This is a genomic window from Acidiphilium sp. JA12-A1, from assembly GCF_000724705.2.
GTDB classification, from domain to species: domain Bacteria; phylum Pseudomonadota; class Alphaproteobacteria; order Acetobacterales; family Acetobacteraceae; genus Acidiphilium; species Acidiphilium multivorum.
Genome location: NZ_JFHO01000018.1, coordinates 1 through 14,958, shown reverse-complemented (window position 1 = coordinate 14,958; position 14,958 = coordinate 1). Strand labels below are relative to the sequence as shown.

Below are 14,958 nucleotides of genomic sequence, written 5' to 3'. Positions count from 1 at the left end.
GGCCGCCATGCGAATTTTCAAGCTGCTCAGCCTGCTGCTGACCTATCCGGACGACGCGCTGCGCGACGCCGCACCCGACATCGCCCACCTCTGCCGCGCCGCCGATGCCCTGCCGCCCGACCTCGCCGAGCGTCTCGCCCGCCTCGCCCTGCGCATCGCCGCCGACGACCTGCTGGACACCCAGGAACGCTACGTCGCCCTGTTCGACCAGACGCGCTCGCTCTCGCTCTACCTCTTCGAGCACGTCCACGGCGAATCGCGCGACCGCGGCCAGGCGATGGTCGACCTGCGCGCGCAATACGAGGCGCACGGGCTGGAGATGGCGCCGGGCGAACTGCCCGACTTCCTGCCCCTCTTCCTCGAATATCTCGACGCCATCCCGGCCGACGAGGCGCTGGCCCTGCTCGGCGAGATCCGCCCGATCGCCGCCTCGCTGGCGCAGCGCCTCGAAAAGCGCCGCAGCGACTACGCCGCCCCCCTCGCGGCCCTGCTCGCCCTCGCCCCCAAGGCGGCCGCCGATCGCGCGCCGGAGGCGACGGCCGATCTCGTCCCCGCCTCGCCGGACGACGAGCCCGCCGCCGCGCGCGACGCCGCCTGGGCCGACGCCCCGGTCCGCTTCACCGCCGCCCCCTCGCCCGCCGCCTGCGCCGGAGACCTCCCATGAGCAGCTGGATCAACACCGCCCTGTTCGGCGTCTACCCCTATGTCTGCCTCGCCGTGCTGCTGGTCGGCAGCCTGATCCGCTTCGATCACGGCGCCTACACCTGGAAGAGCGACTCCTCGCAGCTGCTGCGCCGCAAGCGCCTGCGCCTCGGCTCCAACCTCTTCCATTACGGCGTGCTCACCGTGGTCGGCGGCCATTTCGTCGGCTTCCTGATGCCGGACTGGGCGGTCTCCTGGCTGATCAGCCCGGCGCAGCACGAATTGCTGGCGATGGCGGTCGGCGGGCTGGCCGGAATCATCGCCATCATCGGCCTGTCCATCCTCATCCACCGCCGCCTGACCGACACGCGCATCCGCAGCACCAGCCGCAAGCGCGACATCGCGATCGTGCTGATGCTCTGGTGCCAGCTCGCCCTCGGCCTGCTCACCGTGCCGGTCTCCGCCCTGCACATGAGCGGCGGGCTGTTCGAGCAGCTGGTCGGCTACGTCAAGGGCGTCGTCACCTTCCAGCCCGACGTCGCGCAACTGCTGGTCGGCACGCCGCTGGTCTACCGCCTGCACATCCTGCTCGGCTTCACCATCTTCCTGGTCTCGCCCTTCACCCGGATGGTCCATGTCTGGAGCGCGCCGGTCTGGTATCTCGGCCGCCGCGGCTACCAGATCGTGCGCACCCGCCGCCCCGCCCCCGCCCTCGTGCGGGAGCGCCGGCCATGAGCGCCGCCCTCTCCGAAGCGGCGATCGCCGCCGAGCTTCAGCACCACCCCGCCGCCACGCGCGAGGAGGCCTGGCGCCGCGCCGAGCGCGCGCTGCGCCTGCGCGCCGCCCTCCTCGCCGAGGCCGACCGCGCCGGCCTCGCCCCCGAACCGGAGGACGACGCGCCGGTGCGCGAAACCGCGGACGAAAGCCGGATCCGCCGCCTGCTCGAACGCAGGATCCGTGTCGCCGACGTGTCGGAGGCCGACTGCCGCGCCGAGTTCGCGCGCCACCGTGCCCGCTTCCGCACCCCGCCCCTGTTCGAGGCCGCGCATATCCTGATCGCCGCCGACATGTCCGCCGAGGACGCCCGCGCCCCCGCCCGCGCCGAGGCCGCCCGCCTCGCATCCCTCCTCGCCGCGCGCCCGGACAGCTTCGCCCGCCTCGCCCGCGAGCACTCCGCCTGCCCGAGCGGCGCGGATGGCGGCGGCCTCGGCCAGATCACCGCGCGCGACGTCACGCCGGAAATCGCCAGCATGCTGGCGGCGATGACGCCCGGCACGATCTGCCCCGTCCCGGTGCCGACGCGCCACGGCTACCACCTCCTCCGCCTCGACCGCCGCGAGGACGGCCGCGACCTCCCCTTCGAGGCGGTGCGCGACCGCATCCGCGACCACCTGCGCCAGCGCGCCTGGCTCGATGCGGCACGCGCCTACGCCGCCACCCTGACCGACGTTTCAGCAGAAGAGGAACCCGCGCCATGAGCGACCCGCTTCAACCGCGCGCCACCCCCCGCCCCGCCCTGCGCGGCAGCCCGAACCACGCCCTGTTCGGCGCCACGATCGGCTTCTTCATCGGCTTCGGCGCCGTCTCCCTGTTCGGCCCGACGGCGCACAGCTTCGTGCGGGTGATGCATCTCTCGCCCGAGCAGGTCGGCTTCCTGGTGGCGATCCCGATGCTCACCGGCTCGCTGCTGCGCATCCCCTTCGGCGCCTGGGTCGACACCACCGGCGGCAAGCTACCCTTCCTGATCCTGCTGGTGCTCTCGGTCATCGGCATCGGCGGGCTCTACTACATGCTGCTGACCCTCTACCCCACCCATCTCGGCCAGCAGCATTATCCGCTGCTCCTGCTCTTCGGCGCCCTCGGCGGCTGCGGCATCGCCACCTTCTCGGTCGGCATCGGCCAGGTCTCCTACTGGTTCCCGAAGCGCAACCAGGGCTGGGCGCTCGCCGCCTATGCCGGGTTCGGCAACACCTCGCCCGGCCTGGTCGCGCTGATCCTGCCGCTGCTGATCGTCTTCATCGGCCTCTGGGGCGCCTATCTCGTCTCCCTCGGCATCGTCGTCGCCGGCATCGCGGCCTATCTCGTGCTCGGCCACAACGCCCCCTTCTTCCAACTCCGCCACGAAGGCCTCTCGCGCGAGGGCGCCGCCGCCGAGGCCGCCGCCTGCGGGCAGGAGCTCTTCCCTCAGGCCAGCGCCCTGCGCGCCCTGCGCGAGGCCGCCGCCGAATGGCGCACCTGGGCGCTGGTGCTCCTCTACTTCACCACCTTCGGCGGCTTCCTCGCCCTCACCGCCTGGTTCCCGATCTACTGGCAGAGCTTCTTCCGCACCACGCACTGGACGGCGGTGATCCTGACCGCGGGCTTCTCGCTGCTCTCCTCGCTGATCCGCGTGCCCGGCGGCGCCTGGGCCGACCGCTTCGGCGGCGAGGCGGTGGCCGCCCTCGCCCTGCTCGTCCTGCTCGCCGGCGCGCTGATCATGACGCTGTCCGGCAGCTTCGCCCTGTCGGTGAGCGGCGAACTCCTGGTCGGCGCCGGCATGGGCGTGACCAACGCCGCCGTCTTCCGCCTGGTGCCGAACTACGTGCCGCACGCGGTCGGCGGCGCCGCCGGCTGGGTCGGCGGCCTCGGCGCGCTGGGCGGCTTCGCCGTCCCGCCGCTGCTCGGCCATTTCGTCGGCACGATGGGTGCCGCCGGCTACGCGCGCGGCTTCCTCGTCTATGTCGTCCTCGCCGTCGCCAGCCTCGCCCTCACCGGCGTGCTCCGCCTCGGCCCGCGCCGGGCGGACCCGACGATGAACCCGAAGGCCGCGCTGTCGCGCTGACCGCCTCCCTCACCCCTGGACGAGCGCGCCGAAGCCGCTCGTCCAGAATTCGGCGCTCGCCGTGTCGTTGATGCAGAGGCACCCGTCCGGCGCGAAGCGCGTCGCCCGCTCCAGCAGCTGGATATCCGCCTCATGCTCCCGCGCCACATGCGGGTCCTCGAAAAAGATCAGCCGCCGGCAGCGCCCTTCCAGCACCTCCTCGGCGATCTGCGCATCCCCGCCCCGCGGGCCGGACTGGAAGGCGGTGGTCCATCCCGGCACCGCCGGCGGCAGCAGCGGCAGCAGCGTCGCCGTCTCGGCCCGCAGCCGCGCCGGCACCGTGCCGTTCAGGAGCCCGCCGGTCGTCCCCGTCGCCAGCCGCCGGCCGAAGCGCGAGAGCAGCGCGTGATGCCGCCGGGCGAAATCCAGCATCACCGGCTTCTGCGTATCGTGGGCGATCAGCCCGATCGTCTCCGTCGCCGTCGCCTCCGGCCGCACCCAGCGGGCGAGCTGCGCCGCAAGCCCGGTGCGGTCGATCCCCGCCATGCCGTTCCAGACCAGCGCGCACCATTCCGAGGCCGCGCCCCTGTTGGTCAGGAACGGCCGCCCATGCACCACGCATTGCCGCTTCAGCGCCTGCATCTCGGGAAACACGCCGATCGGGTCGACCGGATCGATCAGGTAGATCACGAAATCCAGCGCCGCCCGCCCCTCGGCGTCGGGCACCACCATCGAGGTCAGGGTGATCACCCCGCCCTCGCGCGCCGGCCGCAGCCGCGCCGGCGGGTTTCCCGCCAGCAGGCCGGAGGCGAGGATGGCGTCGCAGGTCGCCCCCACCGCGTGCAGCGCCACCGCCGGTGACGACAGGAACGGCGCGAAATCCCGCAACAGGCCGAACAGCGGCGAGACCTCGCTGCTCCGCATCGCCGCCGACGCCGCGATCCCGATTCGCAACCGTCCCCCCTCGCCCGCCGCCGCGCCGTCCATTGCGTCCCTCCCCGCATTCGTTCCGCCCCAGCTTCGAAGCCGGCGGCGCAAAAATCAATAGACGGCGCCGCCGCCAGCCCGGCAAACACCGCGTTTGACCAATAATCGAAACATCAACGTCCAAATTTCATGGATTTCGTATCCGTCAGTGAGACTATCGATTCCGTTAATCGTGATTTAACCACCCGCCCCAATACTAGGCGAGATTGTAACGATAACGTGACGTTCCATCTCCTTTGGAGGCCATTTGATGAAGTTTCCGTTCAACGGTGCCAGCCGACGTGTGCATGCGTCGCTGAACGCCATGGCCGGCATCGTCCAGGTCGGGGCCGACGGTACCGTGACCGAGGCGAACGAGGCGTTCTGCGCCCTGCTCGGCCGCACGCCGGCGCAGCTCGCCGGCCAGCCCCGCGCCGGGCTGATCGCCGGCGCCGCCGATGCCGGCTATCTGCGCCATCTCGCCGCCGGCGGCGGCTGGCGCGGCATCCAGAAACTCGTCACCGCCGGCGGCGAGCCGGTCTATGTCCATGTCGCCGCCCACGCCCTCGCCGCCGGTGCCGCGCGCGGCACGGTCGAGCTGATCCTCCCGCTCACCGAGGACGAGCTGCGCACCATGCGCGAGGCGCGCGGCCTGCACACCATCGCCAGCGGGCGCGGCATGATCGAATGCGCGCCGGACGGCACGATCATCGACGTCAACAACAATTTCCTCCGCGCCGTCGGCTACCGGCGCGAGCAGCTGGTCGGCCAGCATCACCGCATCCTCGCCACCCCGGAAGACGTCAGCGGCGACGCCTATCGCCGGTTCTGGGACCGGCTGCGCACCGGCGAGCATTTCGTCACCGAGGTCCGCCGCCGCCACCACGATGGCAGCGCCGTCTGGCTCGCCGAATCCTACAACGGCATGCGCGATGCCGAAGGCCGACTCGCCAGCATCATGATCTTCGCCACCGACGTGACCGACCGCGTCCGCGCCGTCGACCTGATCAAGCAGGCCCTGGCCGGCCTCGCCGCCGGCGAGCTCGACGTGGCGGTGCCCGCCGGCCTGCCCGCGCCCTTCGATGCGATCGCCGGCGACCTGAACGGCGCCGTCGGCGCCCTGCGGACGACGATGCTCCAGCTCCACCAGTCCTCCGCGGTGATCGACACCTCGATGAGCGAGATCCGCGCCGCCGCCGACGATCTCGCCCGCCGCACCGAGAGCGAGGCGGCGAGCCTCGAGGAATCCGCCGCCGCCCTCGCCCAGCTCGACCGGCATTTGCGCACCACCGCCGAGGATGCGAAACGCGCCCGCGCCAGTGCCACGGCCGCGGCCGGCGTCGCCGGCGAATCGAGCCGCCTGGTCAGCGAGGCCGTCGCCGCGATGCACGCGATCGAGAATTCCTCCGGCCAGATCGCCCAGATCATCGACATGATCGAGGAGGTCGCCTTCCAGACCAACCTGCTCGCGCTCAACGCCGGGGTCGAGGCCGCCCGCGCCGGCGAGGCCGGGCGCGGCTTCGCCGTGGTCGCCTCCGAGGTGCGCGCCCTCGCCCAGCGCTCGTCCGAGGCGGCGAAGGAGATCACCGCGCTCATCCTCGCCTCGCGCAGCCAGGTCTCCGCCGGCGTCGATCTCGTCGGCCGCACCGGCGAGACGCTGCAGGGAATCTTCGGCAATGTCGACGAAATGAACCTCCGCATCGCCGACATCGCCGCCGCCGTCACCGCCCAGTCCGACGATATCGGCGCGATCAACACCGCGATCAGCCATCTCGACAAGGCGATCCAGCAGAACGCCGCCATGGCCGAGGAGGCGAACGCCGCCACCGCCACCCTCGCCGGCGAGGCGACGGCGCTGGCCAACATCGTCTCCCATTTCCGCTTCTCGCAGCAATCGCCGCAAGCCGCCGCCCGCCGTCTCGAACTCGCGGCGTCATGAATCCCGGCGCGGCGCGACGGTGCTGCCCCGCGCCGCCAGCCGGAGTCCGACCTCGATCCGCTCCGGCGCTGCCGCCTCGCCGCGGCGGCGGGCCGCCACCGCGCGCACCAGCATCGCCCCGGCCCGCTCGCCGATCCCCCGCGCATCCACCGCCACCGTGCTGATCGCCGGCACCGCGCAGCGCGACACCTCGAAATCCCCGAACCCGCCGATGGCGATCCGCTCCGGCACGCCGATCCCCCGCCGCTGGCATTCGGCGATCGCGCCGAAGGCGATCAGGTCGCTGGCGCACACCACCGCGTCGGTCTCCGGCCAGCGTTCCAGCAGCAGCGCCATGCCCTCCGCCCCGTGCCGCATCGACAGCGGCGGCTGGCCGTGGCGGAACAGCAGCGGCGGCCCGAGCCCGGCGGCCGCCAGCGCCTCCTCATACCCCCGGCCGCGATCCTCGCCGCGCGGGTCCCGCCTTGAGGCGCCGCCGAGAAAGGCGATCCGCCGCCGCCCGATCGCGGCGAGATGCGCCGTCATCAGAGCCCCCGCCGCACGGTTGGAAAACCCGACCACCCCGCCGATGGGGGATGAAGGCAGGTCCCAGGTCTCCACCACCGGCAGCGCCGAGCGGCCGAGCAGCGCGGCCACCCGCCGGCTGTGCACCCCGCCGGTGAGCACGATCCCCTCCGGCCGGTGCCGCATCAGCGTATGCAGCAGCTCCTCCTCGCGCGCATTGCTGTAGAGCGTGGTCCCCAGCAGCAGGTCGAGCCCCGCCTGGCGCAGCGCCGCCTCCAGCCCGGCGATCGTCTCGGCGAAATTCGAATTGTCCATCGAGGGCACGATGGCGGCGACGAAGCCGGACCGCCGGCTCGCCAGCGCGCCCGCCGCCGCGTGCGGCACATAGCCGAGCCGCGCCACCGCCTCCATGATCCGCGCCCGCGTCGCCGCCGCCACGCGCGCGCCGCGCAGCGCCCGCGAGACCGTCATCTTCGACACGCCGGCGGCGGCGGCCACATCGTCCATCGTCGGCGCGCGGTCGGGCGGGGAGGCCATCGCGGAACCGCCTAGAAGGCGAGCTGGACCTTCACCGCCCGCGCCTTGTCCGCCGCGAGCGCGAAGGCCTCCGCCGCCCGCTCCGCCGGCAGCACCGCGCTGAGCAACGGGTCGGGGTCGATCGCGCCAGAGGCGAGCAGCGCCACCGCCTCGGCGAATTCGGGGCCGAAGCGGAAGGCGCCGGCCAGCTCGATCTCCTTGCTCACCAGCGCCATCAGCGGCAGGCTCATGTCGCCGCCGAGGCCGAGCTGGACGATCCGCCCCTGCGGCCGCACCACCCCGATCAGCCCGGCGAGCGAGGAAGCGGCCCCCGACGCCTCGATCCCCGCATCGAACCAGCCCTTGCCCCCGGCGAAGCGGGCCAACCCGTCCGGCTCCCGGCCGAGATCGACCGTCTCCGTCGCCCCCAGCCTTGCCGCGAGGGCGAGCGGCGCGCCGAGCACGTCGCAGGCGACGATCTCGGCGGCCCCGCGATGCCGTGCGGCGAGCAGGGCGAGCAGGCCGATCGGCCCCATCCCGGCGATGATCACCCGCATCCCCGGCCCGATCCCGGCCCGTGTCGCGGCGTGCAGCCCCACCGCCAGCGGCTCGGCGAAGGCGGCGCGCTCGACCGCCAGCCCCGCCGGCAGCCGCACGAGCTGGCGCGCCGGCACCGTGATCGCGGAGCGGAACGCGCCGTGGATATGCGGCCGGCGCATCGCGCTGCCGAAGAACCGCATGTCGGTGCAATGCTGCGTCGCCCCGGCGGCGCAGAACCGGCAGGCGCCGCAGGGCAGCGACGGGTCGATCGCCACCGCCTCGCCCGGCGCGAAGCCCGTCTCCGCCCCGGCATCCTCCACCTCGCCCGCCACCTCGTGGCCGAGCACCATCGGCTCGGCCAGCCGCACCGGGCCGAACCCGCCATGGCGCATGTAATGCAGGTCGGAACCGCAGATCCCGCCTCGCCGCACCCGTACGCGCACCTCGCCCGGCCCGGGCGGCGGCGCCGGCCTGTCCTCGATCCTGAGATCGCCCGCGGCGTGGATCACGATCGCTGTCATGGTGATTTCCTCCTTGAGCGGTGGCCCGACTTCGTGTTACGCCATCTTGTGTTACCGCTAACATGCGCCGGTTCCCGCACTTCGGCAACCATCCGGCGCCAGCCGGCGGAGCAAAAAATGCCGGCATCCGCCGGCGGAGCAAAAAAATGACCGGCGCGGACCGGTCGAGGGATGGATACGTGGGACTGACTCTGTTCGACCTTTCGGGCCGCAGGGCCCTGATCACCGGCGGGCGCAGCGGCATCGGCCGCGCCATCGCCACCGGGCTCGCCGAGGCCGGGGCGACGGTCATCCTGAACGCGCGCGATGCCGGCCGGCTGGAGGCCGCCGTCGCCGAATTGCGCGCCCTCGGGCTCGACGCCCACGCCGCCTGTTTCGACGTCACCGACGCCGACGCCACCGCCGCCGCCATCGAGCGCATCGAGGCCGACGGGCCGATCGACATCCTGGTCAACAATGCCGGGCTGCAGCACCGCGCCCTGGCGGCGGATTTCCCGCTCGACGCCTTCGACCGCATCATGGCGCTCAACGTCCGCGCCGCCTTCGTCATGGCGCAGGCGGTCGGCCGGCGGATGCTCGCCCGCAACCGCGGCAAGATCATCAACATCGCCTCGGTGCAGAGCGAGCTCGGCCGCGCCTCGATCACCCCCTACACGATGAGCAAGGGCGCGGTCCGCCAGCTCACCCGCGGCCTCTGCGCCGAATGGGGCGGGCGGAACATCCAGGTCAACGCCATCGCCCCCGGCTATTTCCGCACCGAGCTGACCGCGGCCCTCACCGAGGATGCCGAGTTCTCCGCCTGGCTCGCCGCGCGCACCCCCGCCGGCCGCTGGGGCGAGCCGGACGAGCTGAAGGGCGCCGCGATCTTCCTCGCCAGCGCCGCGGCGGATTTCGTCAACGGCCAGATGATCTTCGTCGATGGCGGGCTGACGAGCGTCGTATGACCGCGATCGGGCTGATCGGCGCGGGGGTGATGGGCAGCGCGATCGCCCGCCGCCTGCTCGCCGCCGGCTTCAGCCTGCGCGTGCACGACCGCAACCCGCCCAAGCTCGCCGCCCTCGCCGCGCTGGGCGCCCTGCCCGCCGCCACCCCGGCCGAGGCCGCGCGCGGCTGCCCCTTCGTCATTCTCAGCCTGAACGACGCCGCCGGCATCCGCGCCGTCACCTTCGGCGTCGGCGGCATCGCCGCCGCCGCCGGGCCGGAGACGCTGGTGATCGACATGTCCTCGATCGACCCGGTGGCGACCCGCGCCCTCGCCGCCGGCTTCGCCGCCGCCTGCGGCGGGCGCTGGCTCGATGCCCCGCTCTCCGGCGGCGCGCCGGGCGCGCTGGCCGGGCGGCTCACCGTGATGGCCGGCGGCACCAGCGCCGATTTCGAATCCGCCCGCGCGGTGATGGACCATCTCGCCGCCCGCTTCACCCTGATGGGCGGCACCGGCGCCGGCCAGGCGGCCAAGCTGGTCAACCAGCTGCTCTGCGGCGCCGGCTTCGCCGCATTGGCCGAGGCGATCGCGCTGGCCGAGGCCGCCGGGGTCGATGCCGCCCGCCTGCCCGAGGCGCTTGCCGGCGGCCGCGCCGACTCCGCCATCCTGCGCGAGTTCGGCGCGAAATTCGCCGCCCGCGACGAAACCCCGACCGGCCGGCTCGACAACATGGTGAAGGATCTCGCCGGCGCCGCCGGCCTCGCCGCCGAGGCGGGCCTCGCGCTGCCGCTGCTCGAGGCGGCTCTGGCCACTCACCGCGCCCGCGTCGCCGAGGGCCTCGGCGCGGCCGATACCGCCGCCCTGATGCGCGCCTTTCCCCGGCGCGAGACCGGCGCGACATGACCGCCCCGCTGCTCGCCATGCGCGGCATCTGCAAGAGTTTCGGCGGCACGCGGGCGCTGGATGCGGTCGATCTCACGGTCAATGAAGGTGAAATCGTCGCCCTGCTCGGCGAGAACGGGGCGGGCAAATCCACGCTGATCAAGATCCTCGCCGGCGTCTACCCGATGGATCGCGGCGAGATCGGCTTTCGCGGCGCGCCGGCCACCCCCGGCGCCCTGCCGGTCCGCTTCATCCACCAGGATCTCGGCCTGGTGGACTGGATGACGATCGCCGAGAATTTCGGCCTCGCCCTCGGCTTTCCCCGCCGCCTCGGCCTGATCGACCGCCGTGCCGCCGCCCGCCGCGCCGCCGCCGCGCTGGCCGAACTCGGCGTCGATCTCCACCCCGAAACCCGCATCCGCGACCTCGCCCGCGCCGAGCGCGCCTTGGTCGCCATCGCCAGGGCGCTGGCCGGCGAGGGCGAGATGCTGGTGCTCGACGAACCCACCGCGAGCCTGCCCGCCGCCGAGGTCGAGCGGCTGTTCACGGCACTGCGCCGGCTGCGCGCCAAGGGCGTGGGGATGCTCTATGTCTCCCACCGGCTGGACGAGGTGTTTGCCCTGGCCGACCAGGCGGTGGTGCTGCGCGACGGAAGGCTGGCGGGGTCCGGCGCGGTCGCGACACTCGATGCCGGGGCGCTGATCGGCATGATCGTCGGCCGCGCCGTCGCCCGCCATCGCCGCGCCGATGCCGCACCCGGCCCGGTCCGGCTGGAATGTCGCGACCTCTCGGTCGCCGGCGGCCCGCCGGTCAACCTTTCGGTCCGCGCCGGCGAAATCCTCGGCCTCGCCGGCCTCGTCGGCGCCGGACAGGAGCGCCTCGGCCGCGCCCTGTTCGGCCTCGCCCCGCGCGGCGAAGGCCGCATCCTGCTCGACGGAATCGCGTCCGCGCCGGACTCCCCGCAGGCGGCGATGGCGCTCGGCATCGGCTTCGTCGCCGGCGACCGGGTGGGCGAATCCACCGCGCCGCGCCTGACCGTCGCCGAGAACGCCTTCCTCAACGCCTATGCCCACGGCATGAAGCCGCTTTCCATCGTCCCGCCCGGCCGCCTCGCCCGCCGCGCCATCGCCCTCGGCCGCGCCGTCGGCCTGCGGCCGAACGATCCCGCCCTGCCGATCGAGCAGCTCTCCGGCGGCAACCAGCAGAAGGTCGTGGTCGGCCGCTGGCTCGACCAGTCCGCCCGGCTGCTGGTGTTCGAGGACCCGACCGCCGGCGTCGATGTCGGTGCCAGGGCCGACATCTACCGCCTCTTCGCCGCCGCCGCCGCGTCCGGGGCGGCGATCGTCGTCGTCTCGTCGGATTTCGAGGAGATCGCCGAACTGTGCGACCGCGCGCTGGTCTTCGACCGCGGCGCCGTGGTCGCCGAGATCGCCGGGGCGGCGCTGACCATGGAACGCCTGCTCGCCGCCGCCTCCGCCGGCATCGCGGCGGCGGCACCACCTGAAGCCGGGGAGATCCGCGATGGAATCGCTTAAGTCCGACGCGCTGGAGCCGAGCGGCGCCGAGCGCGCCGCCCTGCCGCGCGCCGAACTCCGCCGCCGCATGCTCACCGTCTATGGCCTGCCGATCCTCACGGTGGCACTGATCGTGCTGTTCTCGCTCCTGCTGCCGGACACTTTCCCCACGGCCGGCAACATGCGGGCGATCTTCGTGGTGAAATCGGTCGTCGCCCTGCTCGCACTCGCCGCCCTGCCGCCGATGATCGCCGGGCGGATCGACCTGACCGTGGGCTACGGCATCGTGCTGTGGTCGATCATCGCGATCAGCCTGCAGGTGCAGTATCACTGGCCCTGGCCGCTCGCGGTGCTGGCGGTGCTCGTCCTCGGCGGGCTGTTCGGGCTGATGAACGGCATGCTGGTCGAGATCGCGCAGATCGACAGTTTCATCGCCACACTCGGCACCGGCACCATCATCTACGCCCTCGCCGAATGGTATACCGGCGGCGAGCAGGTGGTCGGCACGCTGCCCGCCGCCTTCACCGCCATCAACGACGGCCGCCTGTTCGGCCTGGTGCCCTTCCCCGCGCTCTACGTGCTGGTGGTGGCGCTGCTGCTCTGGCTGGTGACCGAGCGAATGCCGCTCGGCCGCGTGCTCTACGCGATCGGCGCCAACCGCCGCGCCGCCGAGCTGAACGGCATCGCGGTGCGCCGCCACGTCATTCTCGTCTTCGTCGCCTCCGGCGTGCTGACCGCCTTCGCCTCGGTGGTGCTGGCGGCACAGCTGCGGATCGGCGCGACCAGCCTCGGCCTGAGCTACCTGCTGCCCGCCCTGGTCGGCGCCTTTCTCGGCTCGACCACGATCCGCCCCGGCCGGGTGAACGTGTGGGGCACGGTGGTGGCGGAGCTGCTGCTCGCGGTCGGCATTTCCGGGATCGAGCAGCTCGGCGGCGCGTTCTTCGTCTCCAGCCTGTTCAACGGCGTCACCCTCGTGGTCTCGATCGGCCTGGCCGGTCTCGCCCAGCGGCGGCGCGGCGGTCTCATCAAGGCGGCGCCGCCGGCGCCCGCCGCAACCGGGGAGGACTCATGAAAAGGAAAACCACCTTGCTGGCGGCGCTTTCCGTCGCCGGCTTCGCGACACCGGCGCTGGCCGCGCCCTCGATGCTCGCGACCGCGCGGCAATATGTCGCCGCCGCGACCAATCCCGCCCTGCCCTATACCGGGCCGACCACCGGGCCGAAGGCGGTGGAAGGCAAGTTCATCGTCTATGTCTCGTCGAACCAGTCGAATGGCGGGGCGCGCGGCGTGGGCGAGGCGGTGCGCGCGGCGGCGAAGGCGATCGGCTGGCGCTTCCGCCTGCTCGACGGCAAGGGCACGGCGGCCGGGCAGAACGCCGCCCTGTCCGAGGCGATCGCGCTGAAGCCCGCCGGCATCGTCCTTGGCGGGCTGGATGCGACGCAATCCGCCCCCTTCATCGAACAGGCCGACAAGGCCGGGATCAAGGTGGTCGGCTGGAATGTCAGCCCGCACCCGGGGCCGATCGCCAAGCCCGCCATCGTCTACAACGTCGCCCAGGACCCGCTGGAGGTCGCCCGCGCCGCCGCCCTCTACGCCATCGCCCGCTCGGACGGGCATGCCGGCGTCGTCATCTTCACCACCAGCGAATTCTCGATCGCGCTCGCCAAGTCGAACCGGATGGCGGCGATCATCCGCGCGTGCAAGGGTTGCCACCTGCTCGGCATCGAGAACGTGCCGCTCTCCTCCACCGCGACGCGCATGCCGCAGGTGACCGCCGCCCTGCTCGCCAAATACGGCAAGAGCTGGACCTATTCGCTCGCCATCAACGACCTCTATTACGACTACATGGCCCCCGGCCTGTCCGCCGCCGGCCATCGCGGCGACGGCCCGCCCTACAACGTCTCGGCCGGCGACGGCTCGCAATCCGCCTTCCAGCGCATCCGCTCGAAACAGTTCCAGACCGCGACCGTCGCCGCCCCGCTGGAGCTGGAGGGCTGGCAATGCGTCGACGAGTTGAACCGCGCCTTCGCCGGGCAGAAGCCGGTCGCCGAGCCCGACCCGGTGCACCTCTTCACCCCCGAGAACGTCAACCAGGACGGCGGTGCGAAGGACGTGTTCAACCCGCCCAACGGCTACAAGAAGGTGTTCCTGCGGATCTGGGGCCGCGCCGGCTGAAACCGGCGCCGCCATCCCCCGCCCCGCTTCCGATCCACCGTCTCGCGGGGCGGGCACCGCGCCCGCCGCGAACCAGCCGCGCCGATTTCGCAACACGCATGGCGCGACAATTCGACTATCAGCAAAACCAGCAGTTGCGGCCGGCCCGGAGTCCGGCCGCGCGGAACCGCGCGAAGGAGACGTCCATGCCCACCACCACCGAACTGACCGACCGCATCGTCTTCGACCCGCACGTCACCACCCTGCGCCGCGGCATCGCCCGCTGGCAGCAGGCGGAAAACCTCGCCGTGCTGTTCGCCTATGCCGGCTTCGCCGCCGCCCCCCTGCTGCTCGCCGCCTTCGCCCGCTGACCGCCGCGCCTCCATCCCATTGATAAAGATGCTCTAGTGTCCCGAATCTGAAATCCATCGGATTTCAGATTCACAGTGGACACTTGAAAAAACAATAGTTTAGACCAGATGTTCGCCTGAGATTGGGGTGACCCGTCTCGCAGTATGCAGGTTTCCGAGGGTTGCGCCGGGAGGTCCGGTGCCGAGCCTCAATGCATAGGAGACGGGTCATGGGAAAGCATATCACTTTTATCGGGCTGGACGTGCACAAGGAGACGATCACGGTCGCGCTGGCGGAATCTGGCGGCCGCGATGACGTGCGCGAGTATGGCCGGATCGCGAACACCCCGGAGGCGCTGACGAGGGTGGTGACGAAGTTGCAGCGCGTGGGCGGGGAACTGCGATTTTGCTATGAAGCGGGTCCATGTGGCTACGGGATCCAGCGACAGCTGACGGCGGCCGGGCATGACTGCGTGGTGGTGGCGCCGTCGCTGATCCCTCGGCAAGCCGGGGGAACGRRTCAAGACGGATCGTCGGGATGCGGTGAACCTGGCCAGGCTGCATCGGGCGGGGGAATTGACGGCGGTCTGGGTGCCGGATCCGGCGCATGAAGCGATCCGTGACCTGGTCCGGACTCGATTGATGGCGGTGCGAGCACTACGGCAGGCGCGCCAGCAGCTGTCCGGCTTCCTGCTGCGTCATGGGCGC

At 72.2% G+C, this 14,958-nt stretch carries 14 protein-coding genes and 1 pseudogene; 12 read left to right on the top strand and 3 right to left on the bottom strand.

All coding sequences use genetic code 11. The annotated features are described in order from the left end of the window. The first annotated feature begins 7 nt into the window (after positions 1 to 7). The 4 genes from narJ to RT91_RS04000 are packed head-to-tail and all read left to right on the top strand — an operon-like array spanning position 8 to position 3,463. Entirely contained in the window at positions 8 to 664 is a 657-nt protein-coding gene (gene narJ, locus RT91_RS04015) for a nitrate reductase molybdenum cofactor assembly chaperone (protein WP_035185794.1), read from the top strand. After that, on the top strand, positions 661 to 1,377 hold the full coding sequence (gene narI, locus RT91_RS04010) for a respiratory nitrate reductase subunit gamma (RefSeq protein ID WP_035185793.1): 717 nt from the start codon (positions 661 to 663) through the stop codon (positions 1,375 to 1,377). Before narJ ends, narI begins: the two co-directional genes overlap by 4 nt. Beyond that, positions 1,374 to 2,120: a peptidylprolyl isomerase gene (locus RT91_RS04005; RefSeq protein ID WP_035185792.1), complete on the top strand. Its 747-nt coding sequence runs from the start codon at positions 1,374 to 1,376 to the stop codon at positions 2,118 to 2,120. Before narI ends, RT91_RS04005 begins: the two co-directional genes overlap by 4 nt. Continuing rightward, entirely contained in the window at positions 2,117 to 3,463 is a 1,347-nt protein-coding gene (locus RT91_RS04000; RefSeq protein ID WP_007423599.1) for a nitrate/nitrite transporter, read from the top strand. Before RT91_RS04005 ends, RT91_RS04000 begins: the two co-directional genes overlap by 4 nt. Before the next feature lie 9 nt (positions 3,464 to 3,472). Here the strand turns inward: RT91_RS04000 and RT91_RS03995 are convergent, their stop codons facing one another. Further along, on the bottom strand, positions 3,473 to 4,429 hold the full coding sequence (locus RT91_RS03995) for a hypothetical protein (protein WP_011942352.1): 957 nt from the start codon (positions 4,427 to 4,429) through the stop codon (positions 3,473 to 3,475). Positions 4,430 to 4,679: 250 nt separating this feature from the next. Between RT91_RS03995 and RT91_RS03990 the strand changes: the two genes are divergently transcribed. After that, complete coding sequence (locus tag RT91_RS03990) at positions 4,680 to 6,347, top strand: methyl-accepting chemotaxis protein (protein ID WP_035185791.1); 1,668 nt, start codon at positions 4,680 to 4,682, stop codon at positions 6,345 to 6,347. Here RT91_RS03990 and RT91_RS03985 read toward each other — a convergent pair. Both RT91_RS03985 and RT91_RS03980 read right to left on the bottom strand, forming a co-directional pair. Then, positions 6,342 to 7,388, bottom strand: a complete 1,047-nt coding sequence (locus RT91_RS03985) for a LacI family DNA-binding transcriptional regulator (protein ID WP_011942354.1) — start codon at positions 7,386 to 7,388, stop codon at positions 6,342 to 6,344. The two genes, RT91_RS03990 and RT91_RS03985, sit on opposite strands and share 6 nt — an antisense overlap. A gap of 11 nt (positions 7,389 to 7,399) precedes the next feature. Next, positions 7,400 to 8,428: an L-idonate 5-dehydrogenase gene (locus RT91_RS03980; protein WP_035185790.1), complete on the bottom strand. Its 1,029-nt coding sequence runs from the start codon at positions 8,426 to 8,428 to the stop codon at positions 7,400 to 7,402. 146 nt (positions 8,429 to 8,574) lie between these two features. Here RT91_RS03980 and RT91_RS03975 point away from each other — a divergent pair, with 146 nt between their 5' ends. The 7 genes and pseudogenes from RT91_RS03975 to RT91_RS03950 all read left to right on the top strand — a co-directional run. Further along, positions 8,575 to 9,372, top strand: coding sequence for a glucose 1-dehydrogenase (locus RT91_RS03975; protein ID WP_013640101.1), 798 nt, complete (start codon positions 8,575 to 8,577; stop codon positions 9,370 to 9,372). Next, on the top strand, positions 9,369 to 10,253 hold the full coding sequence (locus tag RT91_RS03970; RefSeq protein WP_035185789.1) for an NAD(P)-dependent oxidoreductase: 885 nt from the start codon (positions 9,369 to 9,371) through the stop codon (positions 10,251 to 10,253). The genes RT91_RS03975 and RT91_RS03970 overlap by 4 nt, the downstream gene beginning before the upstream one ends. Continuing rightward, positions 10,250 to 11,767, top strand: a complete 1,518-nt coding sequence (locus tag RT91_RS03965; RefSeq protein WP_035185788.1) for a sugar ABC transporter ATP-binding protein — start codon at positions 10,250 to 10,252, stop codon at positions 11,765 to 11,767. The genes RT91_RS03970 and RT91_RS03965 overlap by 4 nt, the downstream gene beginning before the upstream one ends. Beyond that, positions 11,754 to 12,818, top strand: coding sequence for an ABC transporter permease (locus RT91_RS03960; protein ID WP_035185787.1), 1,065 nt, complete (start codon positions 11,754 to 11,756; stop codon positions 12,816 to 12,818). Before RT91_RS03965 ends, RT91_RS03960 begins: the two co-directional genes overlap by 14 nt. Next, positions 12,815 to 13,921: a substrate-binding domain-containing protein gene (locus tag RT91_RS03955; protein ID WP_035185786.1), complete on the top strand. Its 1,107-nt coding sequence runs from the start codon at positions 12,815 to 12,817 to the stop codon at positions 13,919 to 13,921. Before RT91_RS03960 ends, RT91_RS03955 begins: the two co-directional genes overlap by 4 nt. Before the next feature lie 185 nt (positions 13,922 to 14,106). Then, positions 14,107 to 14,271 (top strand): hypothetical protein, encoded by a 165-nt coding sequence (locus tag RT91_RS21930; RefSeq protein ID WP_160321841.1) that lies wholly within the window; start codon positions 14,107 to 14,109, stop codon positions 14,269 to 14,271. A gap of 209 nt (positions 14,272 to 14,480) precedes the next feature. Beyond that, a pseudogene (locus tag RT91_RS03950) lies at positions 14,481 to 14,958 on the top strand (transposase); the annotation flags it as partial.